The sequence below is a fragment of the Bernardetia sp. Wsw4-3y2 genome, from assembly GCF_037126295.1.
In the GTDB taxonomy this organism is placed as follows: domain Bacteria; phylum Bacteroidota; class Bacteroidia; order Cytophagales; family Bernardetiaceae; genus Bernardetia.
The window spans coordinates 1,093,032-1,115,232 of record NZ_CP147017.1; the positions used below are offsets into that span (position 1 = coordinate 1,093,032).

Annotated in this window: 7 protein-coding genes; 6 read left to right on the forward strand and 1 reads right to left on the reverse strand. The window is 33.1% G+C overall.

Translation table 11 applies throughout. The annotated features are described in order from the left end of the window. Positions 1-155: 155 nt before the first annotated feature. Positions 156-1,004, reverse strand: coding sequence for a peroxide stress protein YaaA (gene yaaA, locus V9L05_RS04365; protein ID WP_338790144.1), 849 nt, complete (start codon positions 1,002-1,004; stop codon positions 156-158). 193 nt (positions 1,005-1,197) lie between these two features. Here yaaA and tpiA point away from each other — a divergent pair, with 193 nt between their 5' ends. The 6 genes from tpiA (at position 1,198) to V9L05_RS04395 (ending at position 22,161) form a co-directional block, all read left to right on the forward strand. Beyond that, on the forward strand, positions 1,198-1,968 hold the full coding sequence (gene tpiA, locus V9L05_RS04370; RefSeq protein ID WP_338790143.1) for a triose-phosphate isomerase: 771 nt from the start codon (positions 1,198-1,200) through the stop codon (positions 1,966-1,968). A 245-nt stretch (positions 1,969-2,213) separates the two neighbouring features. Next, the gene (locus V9L05_RS04375; protein WP_338814521.1) at positions 2,214-2,564 is read left to right on the forward strand and encodes a hypothetical protein; all 351 of its coding nucleotides are present in this window, start codon (positions 2,214-2,216) and stop codon (positions 2,562-2,564) included. Between the two features lie 133 nt (positions 2,565-2,697). Then, positions 2,698-4,983 (forward strand): UvrD-helicase domain-containing protein, encoded by a 2,286-nt coding sequence (locus V9L05_RS04380; RefSeq protein WP_338814522.1) that lies wholly within the window; start codon positions 2,698-2,700, stop codon positions 4,981-4,983. 121 nt (positions 4,984-5,104) lie between these two features. Continuing rightward, on the forward strand, positions 5,105-5,839 hold the full coding sequence (locus tag V9L05_RS04385) for a YebC/PmpR family DNA-binding transcriptional regulator (protein ID WP_338814523.1): 735 nt from the start codon (positions 5,105-5,107) through the stop codon (positions 5,837-5,839). Between the two features lie 379 nt (positions 5,840-6,218). Then, positions 6,219-14,435: a BspA family leucine-rich repeat surface protein gene (locus tag V9L05_RS04390; protein WP_338814524.1), complete on the forward strand. Its 8,217-nt coding sequence runs from the start codon at positions 6,219-6,221 to the stop codon at positions 14,433-14,435. A gap of 181 nt (positions 14,436-14,616) precedes the next feature. Beyond that, positions 14,617-22,161 (forward strand): lamin tail domain-containing protein, encoded by a 7,545-nt coding sequence (locus V9L05_RS04395; RefSeq protein ID WP_338814525.1) that lies wholly within the window; start codon positions 14,617-14,619, stop codon positions 22,159-22,161. Positions 22,162-22,201: the final 40 nt, after the last annotated feature.

Genomic DNA, 22,201 nt, shown 5'->3' on the forward strand with positions numbered 1-22,201 from the left:
AATAAAACAAAGTAAGATGTAATCTAAGATACCAAAATAGCAATTTTATGTTTGTTTTCAAAAAAGAAATCTAAAACAAAGAAATTTAATAGGTTAAATTCTGAATACTTTTTTATTACTCAAATCTTGGTTTGTATAATTTGCTCTACTTTTACTTATTCTTCTTCTGTTTCAGAAGCTGTATTTTTTGGTTTTCTACCTCTTTTTTTTGCTACTTTAGTTTCTGTTTCTACTATTTTTTTTGGTTTTGGTCTAGTAAAAACCCATTCTTTATCCGTAGATATTTCTGCATCAAATTTATACCCGTCTTCATTATATAATTTTAATTTGCTAGGTTGTTTGATTTTGTTTTGAATAATATAACGAGCCATTGTTCCTCTTGCTTTCTTGGCATAGATAGCCACTGTTTTTAACTCTCCATCCTTTTCTTCTTTAAAAATAGGTGTTATAGTTTTTAGTTTAAAATGTCTATTGATAATTGCTTTAGCGTATTCTTGAGAAGCCAAATTAATCATAACCTCATCTGGATAACGAGTATTGAAATAATCTGTCAAAAATTTTCCCCAAAACTCATATAAGTTTTTTCCTCTTGGTGTCTTCAAAGGCGTTTTCATTTCCAAACGGTAAGGTTGAATCAAATCAAAAGGACGCAAAATCCCATAGAAACCTGAAAGGATACGCAAATTATCTTGTGCAAAATGTAACTCTTCATCTGTAAGTGTATCCGAATCTAAGCCTGAATAGACATCTCCACGAAATGCCACAATTGCCTGCCTATCATACTTTGGATCAAATGGAAATTGTATATCTTGAAAACGATTATAGTTTAAAAAAGCTAGTCTTTCACTGACTTGCATTACCTCCTGTAATTCATCAATTTCCTTTTGTTTAATCGCATCTAAAAGTTCCTTGGTATCTAACATAAACTCAGGCTGAGTCTGCATATCAGTCCGATTTTCATTTTCAAATTCTTGTGTTTTGGAAGGCGAAAGTATAACAATCATACGTATTTATTTTGTGAGTAGTAAGAAGGGAAATTTAGTTTTCTTATTTTTGCAAAAATACATAATTTCTAAACTGTAATGTGTTTGACACAAAAAATCAGATTATTTAATTAGTATTTATTGATCTTTTTTAACAAAAAAGCAGAAAATAATTTTATATTCAAAACATACACCAAACTTAATCCAAATTATTATGCGTCAAAAAATTGTGGCAGGAAACTGGAAAATGAATCTTACTAAAGAAGAGGCACAAAGTCTTACTTCTGAAATTGTAGGGATGAGTAATGACGAGCTAGGAACAAATCAAAAAGATGTAAAACTTATTCTTTGTCCTCCTTTTATCCATATTTCTACTATAAAGTCTCTTTTCAAAAACTCAAAAAACATCCATTTGGGAGCGCAAAATGTAGCTTCTCAAGAAAATGGAGCTTATACAGGAGAAGTTTCGGCTACTATGCTTTCTTCCTATCAAGTGGAATATGTAATTATCGGACATAGCGAAAGAAGACAATATTTTAAAGAAACAAATCAAGAAATTGCTCAAAAAATTGATTTAATTTTTTCTAATAAAATGCTTCCAATTTTTTGTTGTGGTGAAACACTAGAACTTAGAGAAGAAGGAAATCATATTGATTTTATAAAAAAACAAATTTCAGAAAGTCTTTTCCATTTATCGTCTTCTGATTTTGAAAAGGTAGTAGTTGCTTATGAGCCTATTTGGGCAATCGGAACAGGCAAGACTGCTTCTAGTGAACAAGCACAAGAAATTCACGCAGAAATAAGAAAACATATTTCGACAAAATACGGAAAAGAAATTGCTGACAAAACCCCAATTTTATATGGTGGAAGTTGCAAACCAAGTAATGCAAAAGAACTTTTTGCTTGTCCTGATGTAGATGGTGGACTTATTGGAGGTGCTGCACTAGCATCAAGAGATTTTGTAGAGATTGCTAAGTCTTTTTAAGTAGTAAGTAATTGATATAATTGTTTACTGGCATGTTAAAGCACCAATAAAGACCTTTTTTTTATAAAGTAGGGTTTTATAAATCCTACTTTATAGAAAAATAAACTACACTAAAACACAGCATAAACTGGTTGTTTATAGTATCAATAATAGCCTATCCTAACTATTTCTACTTGATTTAATTGGTAAAAAATGCACATCCACAAAATATCCAATCAAAAACATATTCATTTTCTAAAAAAACTATGAAATCCATTATTGTCGTACTTCTGTCCTTTTTTATGTTTTCTTGCTCTTCTAAAAATAAACAAATTATTTCTAGATTAGATAAAATTGAAAAGATAGAAGTTTATCAATCATCTACTAAAATTGAAATGCAAGATGATTTCAAAGAGAAGTTTATGGTAGAAGTAAAGAAAGCAAAAAAAGCAAAAGTTGTGAAATTTATGAAAACACATCAATTTTTGATTTACAAAACAGATAATACAATTGATACATTATACACAAATGGAAAAGCATATCAGATGCAAGGGGATTGGTTTAAAGGAAAATATTTTATAACCAAAGAAAATCTAATCGATAAGTACAAGAAATAGAAAGGATAAAATCTTGACTTGCTAAGACTTGCTAATTTTTCTGTAACTTTGCTTAGTAGAATAGAAACGAAAAAAAACCTCGTTTGACGGTTTCATTTGAACCTCAACGACGGTTAAACAAAATATACAGAAAATGATAGATTTTATAAAAGACTTAAATGAAAAACAGCAATTAGGTGTACTCAAAACCGAAGGCGCATGTTTATTGATTGCAGGAGCAGGTTCGGGCAAAACTCGTGTCTTGACGTATAGAATAGCTAATTTATTAGAAAACGGAACTGCTCCTTGGCAAATCTTGGCTCTTACTTTTACCAACAAAGCAGCCAAAGAAATGCGTGAGCGTATCGAAAATTTGGTAGGAACGACAGGCAGAGATTTGTGGATGGGAACTTTTCACTCTATGTTTGCTCGTATTTTGCGTCATGATGGCGATAGATTAGGCTACCGTCAAGGTTTTAGTATTTATGATACAGATGATTCGAAGTCTTTGATAAAAAATATCGTCAAAGAAATGGGAGTAGATGACAAGATTTATGCAGCAGCAGCGATGTATAATCGAATTAGTAGTTTGAAAAACTCACTTATTTCTCCCCAAGAATACAATCAGAATGCAGAATTTTTGTCAGAAGATGCGATGGCAAAACGTCCACATTTTGGAAAAATTTATCAAACGTACGCAGCTCGTTGTTTTAAAGCCAATGCAATGGATTTTGATGATTTATTGTATCAAACCTTTGTACTTTTTCGTGACCATAAAGATATTCTACACAAATATCAGCATCGTTTTAAATATATTTTGATTGATGAGTTTCAAGATACAAATATTGCTCAATACAAAATTATCAAAAAATTAGCTGCCGTAAACCTCAATATTTGCGTTGTGGGAGATGATGCACAGAGTATTTATGCGTTTCGTGGCGCAGATATTCGTAATATTTTGAATTTTGAAAGAGATTATCCAGACTTAGAAATTATTAAATTAGAGCAAAATTACCGTTCTACCAAAACAATTGTAGAAGCTGCCAACAAGATTATAAAAAACAATAAAAATCAGATTCCAAAAAATGTTTGGACAGAAAATATTGCAGGAGAAAAAATAGAATTAATTAGAGCTACATCAGACCAAGAAGAAGGACGAATAATAGCAGGAAATATTTTTGAAACGAGAGCGCAAAAAAATGCTAGACTAAACGATTTTGCTATTCTGTACCGTACCAATGCACAGTCCAGAACAATGGAAGAAGCATTACGAAGACTAAATATAAAATACAGAATCATTGGTGGACTTTCATTTTATCAACGAAAAGAAATCAAAGATATGTTGGCGTATTTTCGTTTGGCTGTCAATCCAGAAGACGAAGAAGCCTTGAGAAGGTCAATCAACAATCCAAAAAGAGGAATCGGAAACACAACCGTTTTGAAAGTCTTTTTGGCATCAAGAGAAAATAATGTTCCTCTTTCGAAAGTAGCTCGCCACGCATCAGCTTATTTAGGAAAAGGACGAGCAGGAACAAGTGTAGAAAAATTTGGAGAACTTGCCGAAGCATTCCGAATTATTGCCTCTGAAAATGATGCTTTCACAGCAGCAAAATATATAGCTCAACATTCAGGAATTGTAAAAGCACTTTTTGATGATGAAACCTTAGAAGGAAGAGCAAGATATGAAAATATTCAAGAGCTTTTGAATGCAACACAAGAATTTGTACAAAACAAACTCAGTGAAGCTACAACAGAAGAACCTGATACTTCACTTTCACTTTTTTTACAAGAAGTTGCACTTTTATCTTCTGTCGATCAAGCCAGTGAAGATGAAGATGCTGTTACGATGATGACTATTCACGCAGCCAAAGGACTAGAATTTGAATATGTTTATTTGGTCGGAATGGAGGAAGAGCTTTTTCCTTCATCAAGAATGATAACTTCGCAGCAAGATTTGGAGGAAGAACGTCGTTTGTTTTATGTTGCTGTTACTCGTGCAAAAGAACGCTTGACACTTTCGTATGCTTTACAGCGTTATCGTTTTGGTAGTTTTAATTCGTGTGAACCTTCACGTTTTTTGTTTGAGATTGACCAAGAATTATTCAATGCTCGTTCTCGTTCCATTCAACGAAATAACCCAAATCACATGACCAATTTTATGCGTCATCGTGCTGCAAAAGAGAAGGAAAAAGACACAGAGACAACAAAAACAGGCAGTAATTTAAAACCGATTAGCTCAGTCAAAAATACACCTTTTGTTTCCAGTAAATCAGAAGATATTGTAGAAGGAATACGAGTAGAACACCCAAAATTTGGTTTTGGAACAGTCAAAAAAATTGATTCTTCAACAAGTGGAAAACGTGCCATTATTGGTTTTGATACCGAAGGCGATAAAACGCTTATTTTGAGTTTTGCTAAGTTGAGAGTGGTTGAGGAATAATTTATATTTTTTTCTACAACAAAGATTTATAAGAAATAAGCAGCCTTCAACTATTTTTTTTTAATTTTGCAAATAATTTTGATTAATCAGTTAGAACACACTTTTATAAAAAAATAGAGAAATGGGAAGAGCATTTGAATATCGTAAGAAAGCCAAATTTGCACGTTGGGGCGCAATGGCTCGTAACTTTACAAAAGTAGGAAGAGAAATTGCTATTGCAGTAAAAGAGGGAGGAGCAGACCCAGACACAAATCCACGCCTAAGAACGGCAATGCAAAATGCAAAAGGCTTCAATATGCCAAAAGATAGAGTAGAAGCTGCTATTAAAAGAGCTTCCTCAAAAGAAGATGGCGATTTTGAAGAAATTGTATATGAAGGTTATGCTATGCACGGAATTCCTGTAGTGGTAGAATGTGCTACCAACAACTCAAACAGAACAGTTGCTATGGTAAGAATGCACTTCAATCGTTGTGGAGGAGCTTTAGGAAAAACAGGCTCATTAGAATTTATGTTCGATAGAACTGGAGTTTTCGAAATTGAAGCCGACAAAGTAGATATGGATGAGCTAGAACTTGACTTCATTGATGCAGGTGCAGAAGACATCTCAACAGAAACTATTGAAATAGAAGAAGGTGTAGAACAAGAAATAATTGTCATTCATACCAAATTTGAAGACTTTGGACAGATGCAAAAATTCTTAGATGAAAAAGGCATTGAACCAAAAAAATCAAATATTCAGCGTATTCCAAAAACAACTCAAAAACTTACTGACGAGCAAGAAGAAGAAGTAATGAAACTCATCGACAGATTAGAAGAAGAAGATGATATTCAAGAAGTATATCATAATTTGGAATAAAGCAAGAATAATAATTTTTATTCGTATAAAATTAAGCACAAAGAATAAAAACTCAAACCTCTCTAAAAATAGTATATTTTAGAGAGGTTTTTTATAGACTATGATATAATTTATTTTTATTATTCTGTATTGATGTAATATAATTTACACTCTCTTGTTAAAAAAAGGCTATAAAAGCTCAAAAAAGCATTTTTACATCAAAATTTAATAACGAATCTCTTTATTTAAAGACGTACTATTTAAGCGAATAAATATAAATAGGTTTGTTTGATAAAAAGTATAATCTTACCTTTGCATATCCGTAAAAAGTTCGTTTTCAATCTACTACACATTATTTATTAGAAGATATTTTCTTTCATCATTCTCATATATTTATTTCATGAATAATTTACTGCTCTCATTTTTGGGTAAGAAAAAAACTACTTTAGTTATTTCCTTTTTCTTCATTTTTATTGTTAATTCAGTAGCACAACTAAGTATTTTTCCTAGTCCTACAGGTTATACTGGAGGTGGTAGAGGGTATTATCCGAGTGCTACAAGTATGGATAATATTTTATATACAAGATATCAAGATGCAAATTTTAATTACCAATTAGCCAAGTTTAATGGTGCTTTATTAGATATAATACCTAATCCAGTTGGTTATAATGGTATTTTAAATGGTTATAGTGGAGAATCTGTTGTCGTAGGAAGTACTTTATACGCCAAATATATAGGAAATAATGGAAACCGAGATTTAGCTAAATATGATGGTACTACACTTACCATTATTGATAGTCCGACTGGTTTTGATGCAGATGGAAAAGGTCTATTAGACAATAATCTTGTTATAGGTACAACGCTTTATATGCGCTATCAAGAGAATAACTTCAATTATCATTTAGCAAAATATGAAAATAATACGCTCACTATTGTTCCAAATCCAGCAGGTTATTCAGGTCATTCCAAAGGATATGAAGGAGGACAAATTGTAGGAAACAAACTTTATATGAGTTATTTGGGAGATGATGGCAATGATGATTTAGCCATCTACGACGGAAATACAATTACACTTGTGCCTAGCCCAGCAGGATATGAAAATAATTTTAGAGGTTATAATGGCGTTGTGGCTTCAATAGGTACAGATGTATATTTGAGTTATACAAGTAATACAGGAAATACGAATCTATTCAAATTTGATGAGGCTACGCTTACTCTTACTGCTATTCCAAATCCAGTAGGACACAACGGAAATGCAGCAGGTTATTCAGGTAGTGCCGTTGTGATGGATAACGTTATTTACATGGAATATACAGGAAATGATGGAAATTATGACTTAGCAAAATACGACGGTACTACACTTACTATTATTGAGAGTCCAGCAGGATATGAAAATGGAGCTATGGGTTATACGGATAGTCCTTTAGTGATAGGTTCTACTTTGTACATACGATATAGAGGAAATGATTTGAATTATGTTTTGGCAAAATATGATGGCACTACGCTTTCAATTATCCCTAGTCCTTCAAGTCATGCAAACGGAACAAAAGGATATATGGGAAATCCTATTGCAATAGGAAATAATCTCTATATGCAGTACAAAGGAAACGATAACAATTATGATTTAGCAAAATACGATGGTACTACACTTTCAATAATCAATAGTCCGTCAGGATACACAGGAAGTGAAAGAGGATATAATGGAAAGCCTGTTGTTATGAATGGAAAATTATATATGCAGTATATTGACAATAATGGAACTGGAAACTATGACTTGTTCAAATATGACGAAACTACACTTACTTCTATTCCTAGTCCTTCAAGATATACAGGAAATAATAGTGGGTATTATGAAGACCCTTATGTTTTAGGTTCTACTTTATACATGCGTTATAGAGGAAATGATTCTAATTTTGATTTAGGAATTTATAGAGATAATCCAGCAACAATACCTTTTCGTACTACGTGGGTAACCAATAATAATAGAATAATAATTCCAACCTTTTTTGGTGAATCATATAATTATACTGTTACTTGGACAAACTTAACCAACGCAGGTGTAGGAGATGGTTCTAGAACAAATAGAACAGGTATTTATACCATAAATGGCTTAGAAAATGGAAGTACGTATGAAGTTGCTATTACAGGAATATTTCCTCGTTTTCACATGGAATCTAGAAATAGTGAGAGATTGAAGCTAAGAACAATAGAAGAATGGGGCAATCAAGCTTGGACAAGTATGGGAGGGGCTTTTTATAACTGTGAGAACCTTACTTACAATGCTACAGATATTCCTAATTTGAGCTTAGTAACAAATATGCTTAACATGTTTAAATTTTGCACACTTTTCAATGGAAATATCGGAAATTGGGATACTCCAAATGTAGTTAGTATGAATAACCTATTTGCTTATGCTACTACATTTAATCAGAATATCGGTAACTGGAATATGCAAAATGTAATAAACACAGATGGTATGTTTGATAATGCTACTGCATTCAACCAAGATATTAGCAACTGGGATACACAGAATATAAACAGTATGAGTCATATGTTTAGGAATGCTACTACATTTAATCAACCTATTGGAAATTGGAATACACGCAATGTAACTCGTATGGATCAGATGTTTAGTAATGCTACTGCATTCAATCAGAATCTTGGAAATTGGGATATTACTAATATAGTCCAAACTTTTGGTGGTAATGGAATGACAGAAATGCTCAATAATTCTGGTCTAAACACAGCTAATTACGATGCAACTCTAATAGGCTGGGCAGCACAAAACATAAATCAAGGAATAGTATTAGGAGCAACTGGACTTACGTATTGTACAGCACAAGCAGCTAGAAATACACTTACGTCTGCATCAAATAACTGGACTATTACAGGAGATAATTTTGTTTGTTCGACTAGACCTTTCCGTACCACTTGGGTAACTGATGATGGAACAATTACAATTCCTACAAATGGAACAGGCTACAACTATGATATTACTTGGACAAACTTAACCAATACAGGAGTTGGAAATGGCTCTGCAACAGCACAGACAGGAAATTATACCATTACAGGATTAGAAAATAATAGCACGTATGAAATCGCTATTACTGGAGATTTCCCTCGTTTTTATATGAATAGTAATACGACAGAAAGAACAAAAATTAGAACTATTGAAGAATGGGGAGATATTGTTTGGTCTTCTATGGAAAATGCGTTTTTAAACTGTTCTCAACTCACTTACAATGCTACTGATAGTCCAGATTTATCTTCAGTAACAAGTATGGCAAGAATGTTTAAAGACTGTGATGTCTTTGATGGTAATGCGACTATGAATAACTGGAACATAGAACATGTAACCGATATGAGTGCTTTATTTCATAATAATCTCGTTTTTAATCAACCTCTCAATAACTGGAATACGCAAAATGTAACAAATATGTATGCTGTATTTTTAGGTACATTTATCTTTAATCAACCTCTTGATAATTGGAATACACAAAATGTAACTAATATGAATGCGATGTTTCGTGGCGCACGTCTTTTCAATCAAGATATTAGCTCATGGAATACACAAAATGTAACCGATATGAGCGCAATGTTTTTAGAAGCTAGAGAATTCAATCAAAATATTAGTGGTTGGAATACACAGAACGTAAAAAATATGTATGGCATGTTTCGAAATGCTACTAATTTTAATCAAACTCTAGGCAACTGGAATATAAGCAATGTTATTGTTTTTCTTTCTGACGGAATGGGTACAATGCTCAACAATTCAGGTCTAAACACAGCCAATTACGATGCAACACTTATAGGATGGGCAGCTCAAAATGTAAAACCAAACATAAACTTAGGAGCAGCAGGACTTACCTATTGTGCAGGACAAGCAGCAAGAAATACACTTACTTCTGCACCAAATAACTGGACTATAACAGGAGATGCCCTTATATGTCCTACGCCAGAAATAAATCTACAAGGAAACGGAATTGATATTGCAAGTAATGATATTACACCAAATATCAATGACAATACAGATTTTGGAAATGTAGCTACTTCTAGACTTATTACTTATACCATTCAGAATACAGGAACAGGAGACTTAACCATTTCTTCTATTGTTATAAGTGGTGCAAATGCTAGTGAATTTGTACTAAATCCTCTTACTTTTCCTCTTACCATTGTAGTAGGAAATACAGCTAATTTTGATATTATTTTTACCCCTACTGGTTCAGGAACAAAAACTGCAACTATTACTGTTAATAATACTGATTCTGATGAAGGTACTTATAACTTTGCTATTAAAGGAATAAGTCCTACTAGTGTACCAAATGATTTTTTTGTAAAAACTACAGGAGGAGATGATACAAATGGAGGAACGAGTTTTACCGATGCGTATGCTACCCTAGAAAAAGCATTATCAATAGCTAATTTTGGAGATAAAATCTATGTCGCAAAAGGTATTTATAACCCTACTAGGCAGGTTGATGTTAACATGGTCGCTGGGGCAGATATTCATAAAGTTACCTTTCAAATTCCAGATGGAGTAGAAGTCTATGGAGGTTTTGCAGGTAATGAAATAGAAATTACACAAACTGTTTTAGATGCTCGTAACTTCATTACCAATACTACTATTTTGAGTGGAGATTTAAGTGGAAATGATGCTGTTACAGGTACTTTTCCTAATTTGGTATATGAAAACTATACAGATAATGCTTACCACATAGTTTATACAAAAAATGTTTCTTCTGCCACAAAAGTAGATGGATTTACTGTTAAAGGTGGGAATGGGATAAGTGGTACAGGCTGGTACAATGATGGAAGTGGTTTAGGAAATAGCTCTAACCCAACATTAAAGAATATTATTTTTTCTCAAAATAATAGTATAGCAGTAGGAGGAGCAATGTATAACCATGGATATCAAGGTGTTAGTAGTCCACATCTAACCAACTGCTTTTTCTTTCAAAATAAGTCTTCTGTTGGAGGAGCAATGCATAATAATGGGTCATTTATTGGTAGTGTCAGTATCCCAACTCTAACAAACTGTTCATTCTCTCAAAATTACGCATCACATTCTGGAAGTGCAATATATAATGATGGATATTCTGATGGTACTAGTGGTGTAAATCTAACAAACTGTTCATTCTCTCAAAATCATGGGGAATACCGTAAAGGAGCAATTTTCTTTGCTGCAACAGAAGGAAATACGTTTGCTCAAATAATAAATACTATTTTTGATAAAAACGATGTACACATAGCATATGATGGTGTAGATGCAAATCAAGATATTAAATTTATTAACTGTACTTTTACAGGAGCAACAGAAGCTGCTATAGAAATTGATCGATGGAGTTCAAGCAATATACCTATTAATTTTAGTAACTGTATTTTTTGGAATAATACAGCTATGAAAATTGGAGGAGGAGGAACAGCTACATTAGCAGTAACATACAGCATTATAGAAAATAATACTTACACAGGTATAGGAAATATAAACCAAAACCCACTATTTGTAAATACAACTACTGGAGATTTGCGTCTTCAAGATGGTTCTCCTGCTCTTGATATGGGAAGTAATGCAGCTATAAACTCTACTGGTGTTACTATAGATTTGGCTGGAAATGCTCGTATTCAAGGTACTACTGTAGATATGGGAGCGTATGAAAAAGCCATAAATTTATCAGAAATAAATCTACAAGGAAACGGAATTGATATTGCAAATAATGATATTACACCAAATATCAATGACAATACAGATTTTGGAAATATTCTAGCTTGTAATTCAAATACAATAGTCAAAACATTTACTATCCAAAATACAGGAACTGCTCCTTTAACAGTTAGCAACTTAATTATTACTGGAACAAATGCTTCTGATTTTGCTTTAAGTGGATTGCCTTCTTTTCCTTTTGATATTGCAGCAAATAATAGTCAAACTTTTACAATTACATTTAATTCTGTAACAGGAACTCGCACAGCAAACATCGAAATTACAAATAATGATGCTGATGAAAATCCTTATATTTTTTCCATAAAAGCAACAGGAACAGCAGATACACAAAACCCAACAATTACAACACCTACAAATGTTACGGCAAATACAGATATAGGAATTTGTACGGCTTCAAACATTACTTTAGGAACACCAACAGGAACAGATAATTGTGGAACAGTAACTTTTTCAAATAATGCGCCTTCTGTTTTTCCTATTGGAACAACGACCGTAATTTGGACAGCAGACGATGGAAACGGAAATACAACAACAGCAAATCAAACGGTAACGGTTTCTGATACTCAAAATCCAACAATTACAGTACCTTCAAACATTACAGCAAATACAGATTTAGGAATTTGTACAGCTTCAAACGTAACTTTAGGAACTCCAACAGGAACAGATAATTGTGGAACAGTAACATTTACAAACAATGCTCCTACAAACTTTCCAATCGGCGTTACAGACGTAATTTGGACAGCAAATGATGGAAATGGAAATACAGTAACAGCAAATCAAACTGTAACTATTTCAGATGCAAAAGAAATCAATCTTGTAGGAAATGGAATTTCTATTGCAGACGGAACGACTACAACATCAACAACTGACAATACAGATTTTGGTAATGTTGGTGCTTCTAGGACAATCACTTATACACTAGAAAACACGGGAACAGAAAACATAGATATTACTTCTATTACCAGTAATAATACAGATTTTGTAGTATCTACAATTCCTACTACGGTTTTAGCAGGTTCTACTTCTACATTTGATGTTACTTTTTCTGCTGCTAATTTGGGACTGTCTTCTGCAATTATTACTATAAATAATACTGATTGTGATGAGTCTGTTTATGACTTTGCCGTTCAAGCAACAAAAATAAATGTAACTCCACCACCACCTCCAGCACCAATAGAAGCAAATCTAAAATTAAATGCTGTTGCCGTTTCTAGCACACAAATAAATTTGGATTGGACTCTTAATACACAAGCTACTTCTTATTTGTTATATAGAAATGAACGTTTTGTAGAACAAATTTCATCAACTACCGATACCTATTTTGATGAAAATCTAACTCCAGATACATTCTATCAATACAAACTCATTGCTGTAATTAATTCTATAAACTCTTTACCTTCTGCTGATAATGAATGGACATTACCAGAGCAACCTATCTTAGTTTCTCTTGGTTCTGTTTGTGGAAATGGTGGTAAACCCAATATAAAACTAACAGCCACAGGAAGTATTTATAGAGTTTATAATCAACTAACAAATGGAACTTTGCTTTTAGAAAGTTTTGATGATAATTTTGAGTTACCTTTTACAAATCAAGATACTATTTTTTATGTTTCTGTTGTAGGAAATAGTAGAAAAGAAAGTGAAAGACTTCCTGTAAATGTAGAGATACAAACTCCTTTTGAGTCTGTTATCTTGGGAGAGAATACTCAAAGTAGTTGTACTAACTCTCTGCTTTTAGAAGCTAAATTAGTGGAAAATGCTGATTCTTACACATGGTTTAGAAATGGAGTGCAAGTAAATACAGGAAGAGAATTAATAGCTTCTTTTTCAGGAAATTATCAATTACGCACCACAAAAGGGAATTGTAGCTATATGTCGGAAGAAATAAAAGTTCTTTTGAATCAAAGTCCTAAAGCACAAATTGAGCAAAATCAAACAACTATTTTTTGTGCTAATGGAATTCTAAATGCTATCCAAACTTCTCAAAATGATATGTTAAATGCTACTTATCAATGGAAATTTAATAATTCAGTTGTAGGAAACAATCCTAATTTAGAGATTTCAGAAGAAGGAATCTATTTACTTATTGTTAGTACAGCAACTTGTATAGATAGCACTTCAATTGAAGTAATCATTACAGAAAAACCACAAATTCCAATTCTAGCAGTTACAAAAGACAGTATTTGTAAAAATAATGAAACTACAATTTCTGTTGAAAATATAGAAAATGGAATTACTTATCAATGGTTTAGAAATGGCAGAAACTTATATCAAAATGCTTCTTCTATCACTACAAATCAAAAAGGAGAATATCAAGTACGAGCAATTTCTATTCAAAATGGTTCTTGCAATTCGGTTTCTAATTCCATTCAAATCAGTCATTTTGCCGATTTTGTTGTCTATCTAAGAAAAAATCAAAACAGAGAATCTATTTTTGTAGAAACAGCAAACTCTCAAAGTCAAATTACAAATGTAGAATGGTATTTTGAAGGAGAATTAAACCCTCAATTAGGCAATAATATAGAAATTACACCAACAGAGAAAGGGTATTATTCTGCAAAAGTAACCAATCAAAACGGATGTATTTTCCAAACAAGAGTAGCTTACTTTTCTCCCAAAATCATTACAGGAGAACAAGACCTAAAAGTAGGTACTTTTAAAATCTATCCAAATCCTAGTAATGGAATATTCAAAGTTCAGTTTGAAACTGCTTTATCAGAAAATACAGAAGTAACTATTTTTGATGGAATTGGCAGAAAAATACATACACAAACTTTTGAAAAAGGAAATCAAGAGTTTGTTATTGATGTGAAAAATCAATCGAAAGGAATGTATTTGATTAATTTCAACCAAAATGATAAAGTATATTCTAAGCAGATTATTATTGAATAATGACTTGTTTTCTTAAAATTATCAAACTCTCTATCAAAAATATATTTGTTAGAGAGTTTTTTTATCCCCAAACCCTTCTCCTTCAAACAATTTAATTTCAAAGAAACACACTTTCAAAAAAATCTTGTAATTTAGGGAAAACTAAAAAATTGCTAAATCTCTCCTAAAACTATATAAGAAAATGAAATCATTTCTACTTTCCCTTTTTATCTATTTTGCTTTTTTGATTCCTGCCTTTTCTCAACTGACTGATGATTTTTCAGATGGAAACTTTACAGCAAATCCTACTTGGACAGGTGCAAACTCTGTCAATGCAACAACTGGTTTTGTAGTAAATGGAAGTAATCGCCTTCAAACAGATATTCCAAGTGGAGGAAGTGGAACTCGTTTCGCCTATTTATCCACTCCAATTACATTAGATTTAGCAACTACAAATTACGAATGGAATTTTGAAGTACAACTCACTTTTTCAAGTCCAAATCCACCAAATACCACAAATAAAGCCAAAATCTATCTTTTTTCTGACCAAAATAATCTCTCCAATTCTCTAAATGGTTATTTCATAGAAATTGCTGACCAAGTAACTCTACAAAAACAAGTTGGTACAACGGAAACGGTTTTACCACTTTCAAACGGAACAGTTACACCTATTTCTAGTCCTGTTAGTGTAAATATTCGTGTTGTTTATATTGCTGATTCGGGTTCAGGTGGCTCTTGGCTCGTTTATGCAAACAATATTTTGCAAGGAGAAGCAACCGAAACAGCTACTTTTGCAGCCAATCATTTTGGCATTTTGTATAATTACTCTGCCAATTCAAGAAGTAATAACTTCATTTTTGATAATGTAACTATTGCGCCCTATATTGATAATACACCTCCAACGATAACAGGTGTTTTTGGTGCTGCGCCAAATCAATTACGAGTTACTTTTGATGAAGCATTAAATTTATCTTCTCTTCAAAATACAGATTTTACAGTTGCAGGTTTTGGAAATCCTACGTCAATCACTGCCGAACCCAATCAAGCACAAAATTTTAGACTTACCTTTGCCAACAACTTCATAGTGGGAACTTCTTATTCATTAAATGTTCAGACAATAGAAGACCGTTTTGGAAATATAATTGTGCCTTCTTCTACGCCTTTTACCTTTGCTGATAATGCTGCACCACTTGGGCAAACTCTTACAGTTTTGAGTCCGACAACTTTACAATTAGATTTTACAGAAGAAGTAACCATAGCTACAGCACAAAATAATGCAAATTATATTCTTGTAGGAAATACCGTATTATCTGCCGTTCGGGACAATAGTGATTTTAAGCGTGTTTATTTGACATTTTCTAGTGAATTTGATGATAATAATCTTCTTATTCTTCAAATTTCAAATATTGCAGACCCAGCAGGAAATACAATGCCAACGCCTCAAAATCTAACTTTTACGTATGACACAAATCGTCCAGATGTATGTTTTTTTGGTTGTGTACAAGCTATTTCTACAAATCAAATTAGAGTAATTTTTGACGAAGATATAGACCCAATTTCTGCACAAATTTTAGGAAATTATGAAGTTTTGGGAGCTACTGGAAATCCTACTTCTACTGTTTTGGAAACTTCAAGTACAGTTTTACTCAATTTTTCTTCTGCTTTTACGCCTCAACAAATCTATCAATTACGAATCAGAAACGTAAAAGATTTACAAAACAATGCAATGACAACAAGGACAAGAGATTTTTCGTATGACCCTCTTTCTCCTTCAGTTGTTTCTGCTGTTCTTTTACCTAACAATCAAATTGAACTTACTTTTTCAGAAATAGTAGAGAGTTCATCAAGCCAAAATACAGCAAATTATTCTCTTGATAATGGAATTGGAAATCCTACAAGTGCCGTTTTATTGTCTTTTGATACAAAGCGAGTACGCCTTACTTTTGGAAGTTCTTTAAATGATTTTGCAAATCTTACTTTATCTGTTCAAAATGTAAATGATTTACAAGGCAATCCGTCGGCTCTTCAAACCTTTGTTTTTAATACACTTCCTCCAAGTATTTCTAAAATAGATGTTCTTTCAAGAACACAGATTCAAGTCACTTTCTCAGAAAATATAGAGGCTTCGACATCTCAAAATACAGCAAATTATAACGTAAATAATGGTATTGGTAATCCGATAGTACTTGCTCCACTTTCTCCCAATATTATTATTTTAACTTTTCCAAATGACTTTACTATATCAGAAAATTATACCCTAACAGTTCAGAACGTGCAGGATGCGAGTTCTAATGCTATTATTTCAAGTTCAAGAACATTCGTTTATCGCCCTAGAATTACAAATGTTTTGGTTGTTTCACCGACAGTTTTGGAGGTTGATTTTGATTATCCTCCTACTATAGCCGATGCACAAAATGTTGGAAAATATGGCGTTGATAATTCCATATTTGGTCCTTCATCAGCACAGATTATTAGTGGAGAACCTAGAAAAGTACGCCTTACTTTTAGCTCTGTTTTTGTTCCAAATACCGATTATACGCTTACAGCAGGTTTTTTCAATCTTCAAAACGAAGAAATTGCGCCAGTTTCTGAGCATATTTTCCGTAGAGATACACAACCACCAAGTGTTTTGACTGTTACAGTTTTGAGTAGTAATGAAATTGAATTGACTTTTTCAGAATCGATTGAAGAACAAACAGCCGAAGCCTTAAATCATTATAACCTGACAAGTTTTGGACAGCCGATTGATGCAAATTTGACTTCTCCTACAAAAGTTGAGTTAGAATTTAATTCTGATTTTCAGCCTTCTACAACCTATTCTTTGACTGTAAACTCTGTTCAAGATTTGCTCGGAAATACACTTGTTTCTCAAACCGTTAGTTTTGCTTTACCAACTCCTCCAACTCCAAATTCATTAGTAATTACAGAATTAATGATTGATGAAGACCCACAAGTTGGACTTCCTGCATACGAGTTTATTGAAATTTATAATGCTTCCAATACAACACAACAATTACAAGGAACAAAATTATATGATGGAACAGGTTTTTCTTCTTTTGCTACCTTGGGAAGTTATGATTTGCCAGCAGGTCAATATTTGATTTTGTGTGGAAATTCAGCTTTTAATAGTCTTTCACAGTTTGGAAATACGCTTGCTGTTACGTCTTTTCCTTCGCTTTCCAATACAGGCGAAACGCTGCGTTTGGTAGGTGCAAATAACGTAGAAATTACAAAAATTACCTATTCGTCTGCGTGGTATCAGGATGCACAAAAAGACGACGGAGGTTATACATTAGAAAGAATTGATATAAATTCAGACTGTGAAAGTCCTGCAAATTGGAAGGCTTCAAATGACCCACGAGGAGGAAGCCCAGCAGCTCAAAATTCTGTTTTTGGAACAGTAAACGATACCATTTCCCCAAGTATTACAAGTATTTTTTTAAGAAGAAGTGGAACAACTGATAGTTTGGAAGTTAATTTTTCTGAATCATTGGATAGTTTAGACTTAGTAAACACAACTTTTTATTCAGTTGATAACGGACTTTCTATTTCAAGAATTGTTTATAAAAATACTCAAAGAGTAATTCTCTATTTTTCTACTGCCATACAATCAACAGCAATTTATACTTTGACAGTTCAGAATTTAGAAGATTGTGCAGGAAATAGAATTGATAACCAAATTACTTTTGGACAAGGAAGAATGCCAAATCGTTTTGAGCTTTTAATTACTGAAATTATGGCTGACGAAGACCCACAAGTAGGTTTACCAAAAGCAGAATACATAGAGATTCTTAATACGACAAATTCGCCTTTAAATTTAGGAACTGTAAAACTTTCTGATGCAACAGCTACAATTAATTTACCTTCTTATCTTCTTGCGCCAAATAAATATTTAGTCTTGACTTCGACTTCAAAAGTAGATAGTTTAGCTAGTGTTTCGGGTGGTGTTCAGAATGTATTGGGTACAACGAGTTTTCCATCTCTGAATAACACAGGCGAAAAATTAGTTTTGAGAGATTCTGCAAATAGAGAAATTCATAGTGTAGATTTCAAAACTTCTTGGTATGGAGATGCTGCAAAAGCAAACGGTGGATATTCTTTAGAAATGATTGACCCAACTAATTTTTGTGGAGAAATTTCGAATTGGATAGCTTCCAATGACCCACGAGGAGGAACGCCAGCCACTCAAAATTCTGTTTTTGCATCAAATCCTGATACTGAAAAACCTGTTTTATTAACGGTTAGAATAATTGCAAATATGGCAAATTCGACAGAGCTTTTACTTACTTTTTCTGAAAAATTAGATTCACTTTCTGCCGTAAATGCTGCAAATTATTCTATTACAGGAATTGGAATTGCTACGATTTCTCAACCTACAAATAACGAGATAAAAATAATTACTTCAACTATTTTAAATCCTGCAAACAGCTATACTTTGACTGTTCAAAATGTAAAAGATTGTGCAGGAAACGTAATTTTACCAACTACAAAAACAATCGGAATTGGGAGAATGCCTATTTATGGAGAACTTTTAATTACCGAAATTATGGCAGATGAAGATCCAACAGTAGGATTACCAAAAACTGAATATTTAGAAATTTATAATAAAACAAATGACCTTTTAAACTTAGGAACAGTTCGTCTTTTTGATGCGACAAGTAACATAATTTTGCCACAAGTGGCTATTAGTCCACAAACCTATCTTACTCTTACAACAACTTCAAAAGTAGATTCTTTTTTAGTTAGAAATATAAATATTTTGGGTGTTCCTTCGATGGTTAGCTTGAATAATGGAGGCGAACTTTTACAACTTCGAAACACAAATGGACAGCTTTTACACGAAGTAAATTATTCAACTTCTTGGTACAGAGATTCGAATAAATCAAATGGAGGTTATTCGCTTGAAATGATTGATATAGATAATTTGTGTGGAGAATCTCAAAATTGGAAAGGTAGCGATGACGCAAGAGGAGGAACGCCAAGTCAAGAAAATTCAGTAGCTGCACCAAATCCAGATAATGAAAAACCTACAATTACGACTGTTTCTTTAGTTGGAAATAATAGAATTTCAGTTATTTATTCTGAAAAAATGGATAGTAGTTCTATCGTGAATCTTTCAAATTATACGCTACAAAATGCAAGTATTGAAAACATAATTTGGCAAACCAATCAACAAGTAGAAATTGAGTTTGCTCCTATTTTACAACCCAATCAAATTGTAATTCTGACGATAAGTAATGTAGAAGATTGTGCAGGAAATATGCTTTCAGAAACTCAAACTTTTGAATTAGGAATTGGTGCAATGCCACTAAAATTTGAAGTTTTGATAACCGAAATAATGTCTGACCCAGACCCAGTTATTGGTTTGCCAAATCGTGAATACATTGAGATTTTCAATAATTCTGATAAGCGATTAGATTTATCAGAACTGACTTTGACTGATGCCACAAATACAATTTCGTTGCCTTCAAAAATCTTACAACCGAATGAATATTTGACTTTAACGAGTACTACAGCAGCACAAGAATTTCAAAATGCGAATGTTAATGTTTTGGGAGTAACTTCTTTTCCAAGTTTGGCAAATGAAGGCGAACCGTTGATTTTGACAAACACAAATGGACAGCTTGTTTTTGAAATAAATTATGAAAGTAACTGGCACACAGATTCAGAGAAAGCAAACGGTGGTTATTCTTTAGAAATGATTGATACAAATAATCCGTGTGCAGAGCAAAACAATTGGACTTCTTCAAACGACCCACGAGGAGGAACGCCAAGCGCACAAAATTCTGTTTTTGGAGTAAATCCTGATACGCAAAGTCCACAGGTTACGAATTTACAAGTGGTAAATAATCAGACTTTAGTTTTGATTTTTGATGAAAAAGTAGATTCTCTTTCAGCTGTTACGGCTTCTAATTATGTTATTTCGCCTTCTATTATAATTGAAAGTATAGAATTTATTACTTCAAAATCCATTCAAATCAACCTACAAAATGCCATTCAAACAGCTACTTTGTATGAAATTTTGGTAAATGGAATTAAAGATTGTTCGAATAATACGATTTCAAATCTGCGTTTGCCTTTCGGACAAGGAACAAATCCAAAATTTGGAGAACTTTTAATTACTGAAATTATGGCTGACCCTGCGCCAGTTGTTGGGCTTCCGGAAAGTGAGTTTTTAGAACTGACCAATAATACAGACCAAATTTTGAGTATAAATGGAGTTACACTGACAGATGCGACAGGAACTTCTGCACTTCCTATTTTTCAACTTTTGCCTAATGAACGTATTATTTTGTGTCCAACAAGTTCGGTAACAGCTTTTTCAAGGTTTGGAAAGACTATCGGAATGTCTAGTTTTAGAACGCTTGATAATGGTGGCGAGCCTTTGATTTTGAGAAATAATGAAGGAAAACTACTTTTTGAAATAACGTATGATGATGCATGGCATTCCGACAACGACAAAAAAGACGGAGGTTATTCTTTAGAAATGATTGATATGTCTAGTTTTTGCCAAGAGCGAGAAAATTGGACTTCTTCGATTTCTAATTTGGGAGGAACGCCAGCGCAAGTAAATTCTGTAAATGGAACAAGTGGCGATAATGTTGCACCAAAAATAGTGAGAGCAGAAGCTGTAAATGAAACAACGGTACGCATTGTTTTTGATGAAAAACTGGATAGTTTACAAGCCGTTCAGTCAAGAATTTTGATTCAAAATAGCAACATTACAATTATAAATAAAAACCTAGATGCAACTCGTAAAATCTTGACTTTGATACTTTCAAATCCTTTAGAACTCAAAACGGTTTATACATTAGAAGTAGAAGCGATTACAGATTGTGCAGGAAATTTAATTGCTCAAAATACCACGACACAAGTTATTTTGCCAGAAGCTGCCGAAATTGGAGATATTATTTTGAATGAAATTTTGTTTAATCCACCTACTGACGGAACGGATTTTGTCGAACTTTTCAATAATTCGGATAAGTATATTAATCTTCAAAATTTCAGTTTAGCCAATCTAAATACCGACGGAACAATCCGAACGCAAGAAACCATTTCGGAAGAAGTTTTGATTTTGAAACCCTTCGAATACATTGCTATTTCTACTTCAAACGAACAGCTTTTGAATCAATATCCAAATGGAAACGAAGAAGGATTTTTTGAAGCAAAATTACCAACTTATTCAGATACAGAAGGAACAGTAATTTTGTTTGATAATCAAGATACTGAACTAGACCGTTTTGCTTACGATGAAGATTTTCATTTAGGTCTTCTGAAAGATGATGAAGGCGTTTCTTTGGAACGAATCAGCGCAGACGCACCAACACAAGACAGAAATAATTGGTCTTCGGCAGCACAGAGTGTAGGTTTTGGAACACCTGCCTACAAAAACTCACAAAGCAAATCGAACTCTACACCAAGTTCTGATGAATGCTTGAGAGCAGAACCACAAGTTTTTTCGCCAGACAACGACGGTTTTGAAGATTTTACACAACTCTATTTAGACTGTGCCGAAATAGGCGATCTTATCACTATCAAAATTTATGATACACAAGGAAGGAAAGTTCGTGATTTGGTTCAAAATCAGTCAGTAGCCTTAGAAAACACCTTTATTCGTTGGGACGGAACAGCCGATGATGGTAGAAAAGTGAGAATAGGACATTATATTCTTCTTTTAGAAAAATACAATCTCAATGGTGATGTGCAGTATTTGAAATTGAGAGTGGTGGTTGGGACTAGGTTTTAAATAGAACTACTTATTTAACTTTGACAGTCCTTTCAGAAGG

What these genes read in the sequence shown, in the direction of transcription:
- yaaA (WP_338790144.1), bottom strand. Translation starts at nt 1,004, where the DNA reads ATGATTGTTATACTTTCGCCTTCCAAAACACAAGAATTTGAAAATGAA.
- tpiA (WP_338790143.1), top strand. Translation starts at nt 1,198, where the DNA reads ATGCGTCAAAAAATTGTGGCAGGAAACTGGAAAATGAATCTTACTAAA.
- V9L05_RS04375 (WP_338814521.1), top strand. Translation starts at nt 2,214, where the DNA reads ATGAAATCCATTATTGTCGTACTTCTGTCCTTTTTTATGTTTTCTTGC.
- V9L05_RS04380 (WP_338814522.1), top strand. Translation starts at nt 2,698, where the DNA reads ATGATAGATTTTATAAAAGACTTAAATGAAAAACAGCAATTAGGTGTA.
- V9L05_RS04385 (WP_338814523.1), top strand. Translation starts at nt 5,105, where the DNA reads ATGGGAAGAGCATTTGAATATCGTAAGAAAGCCAAATTTGCACGTTGG.
- V9L05_RS04390 (WP_338814524.1), top strand. Translation starts at nt 6,219, where the DNA reads ATGAATAATTTACTGCTCTCATTTTTGGGTAAGAAAAAAACTACTTTA.
- V9L05_RS04395 (WP_338814525.1), top strand. Translation starts at nt 14,617, where the DNA reads ATGAAATCATTTCTACTTTCCCTTTTTATCTATTTTGCTTTTTTGATT.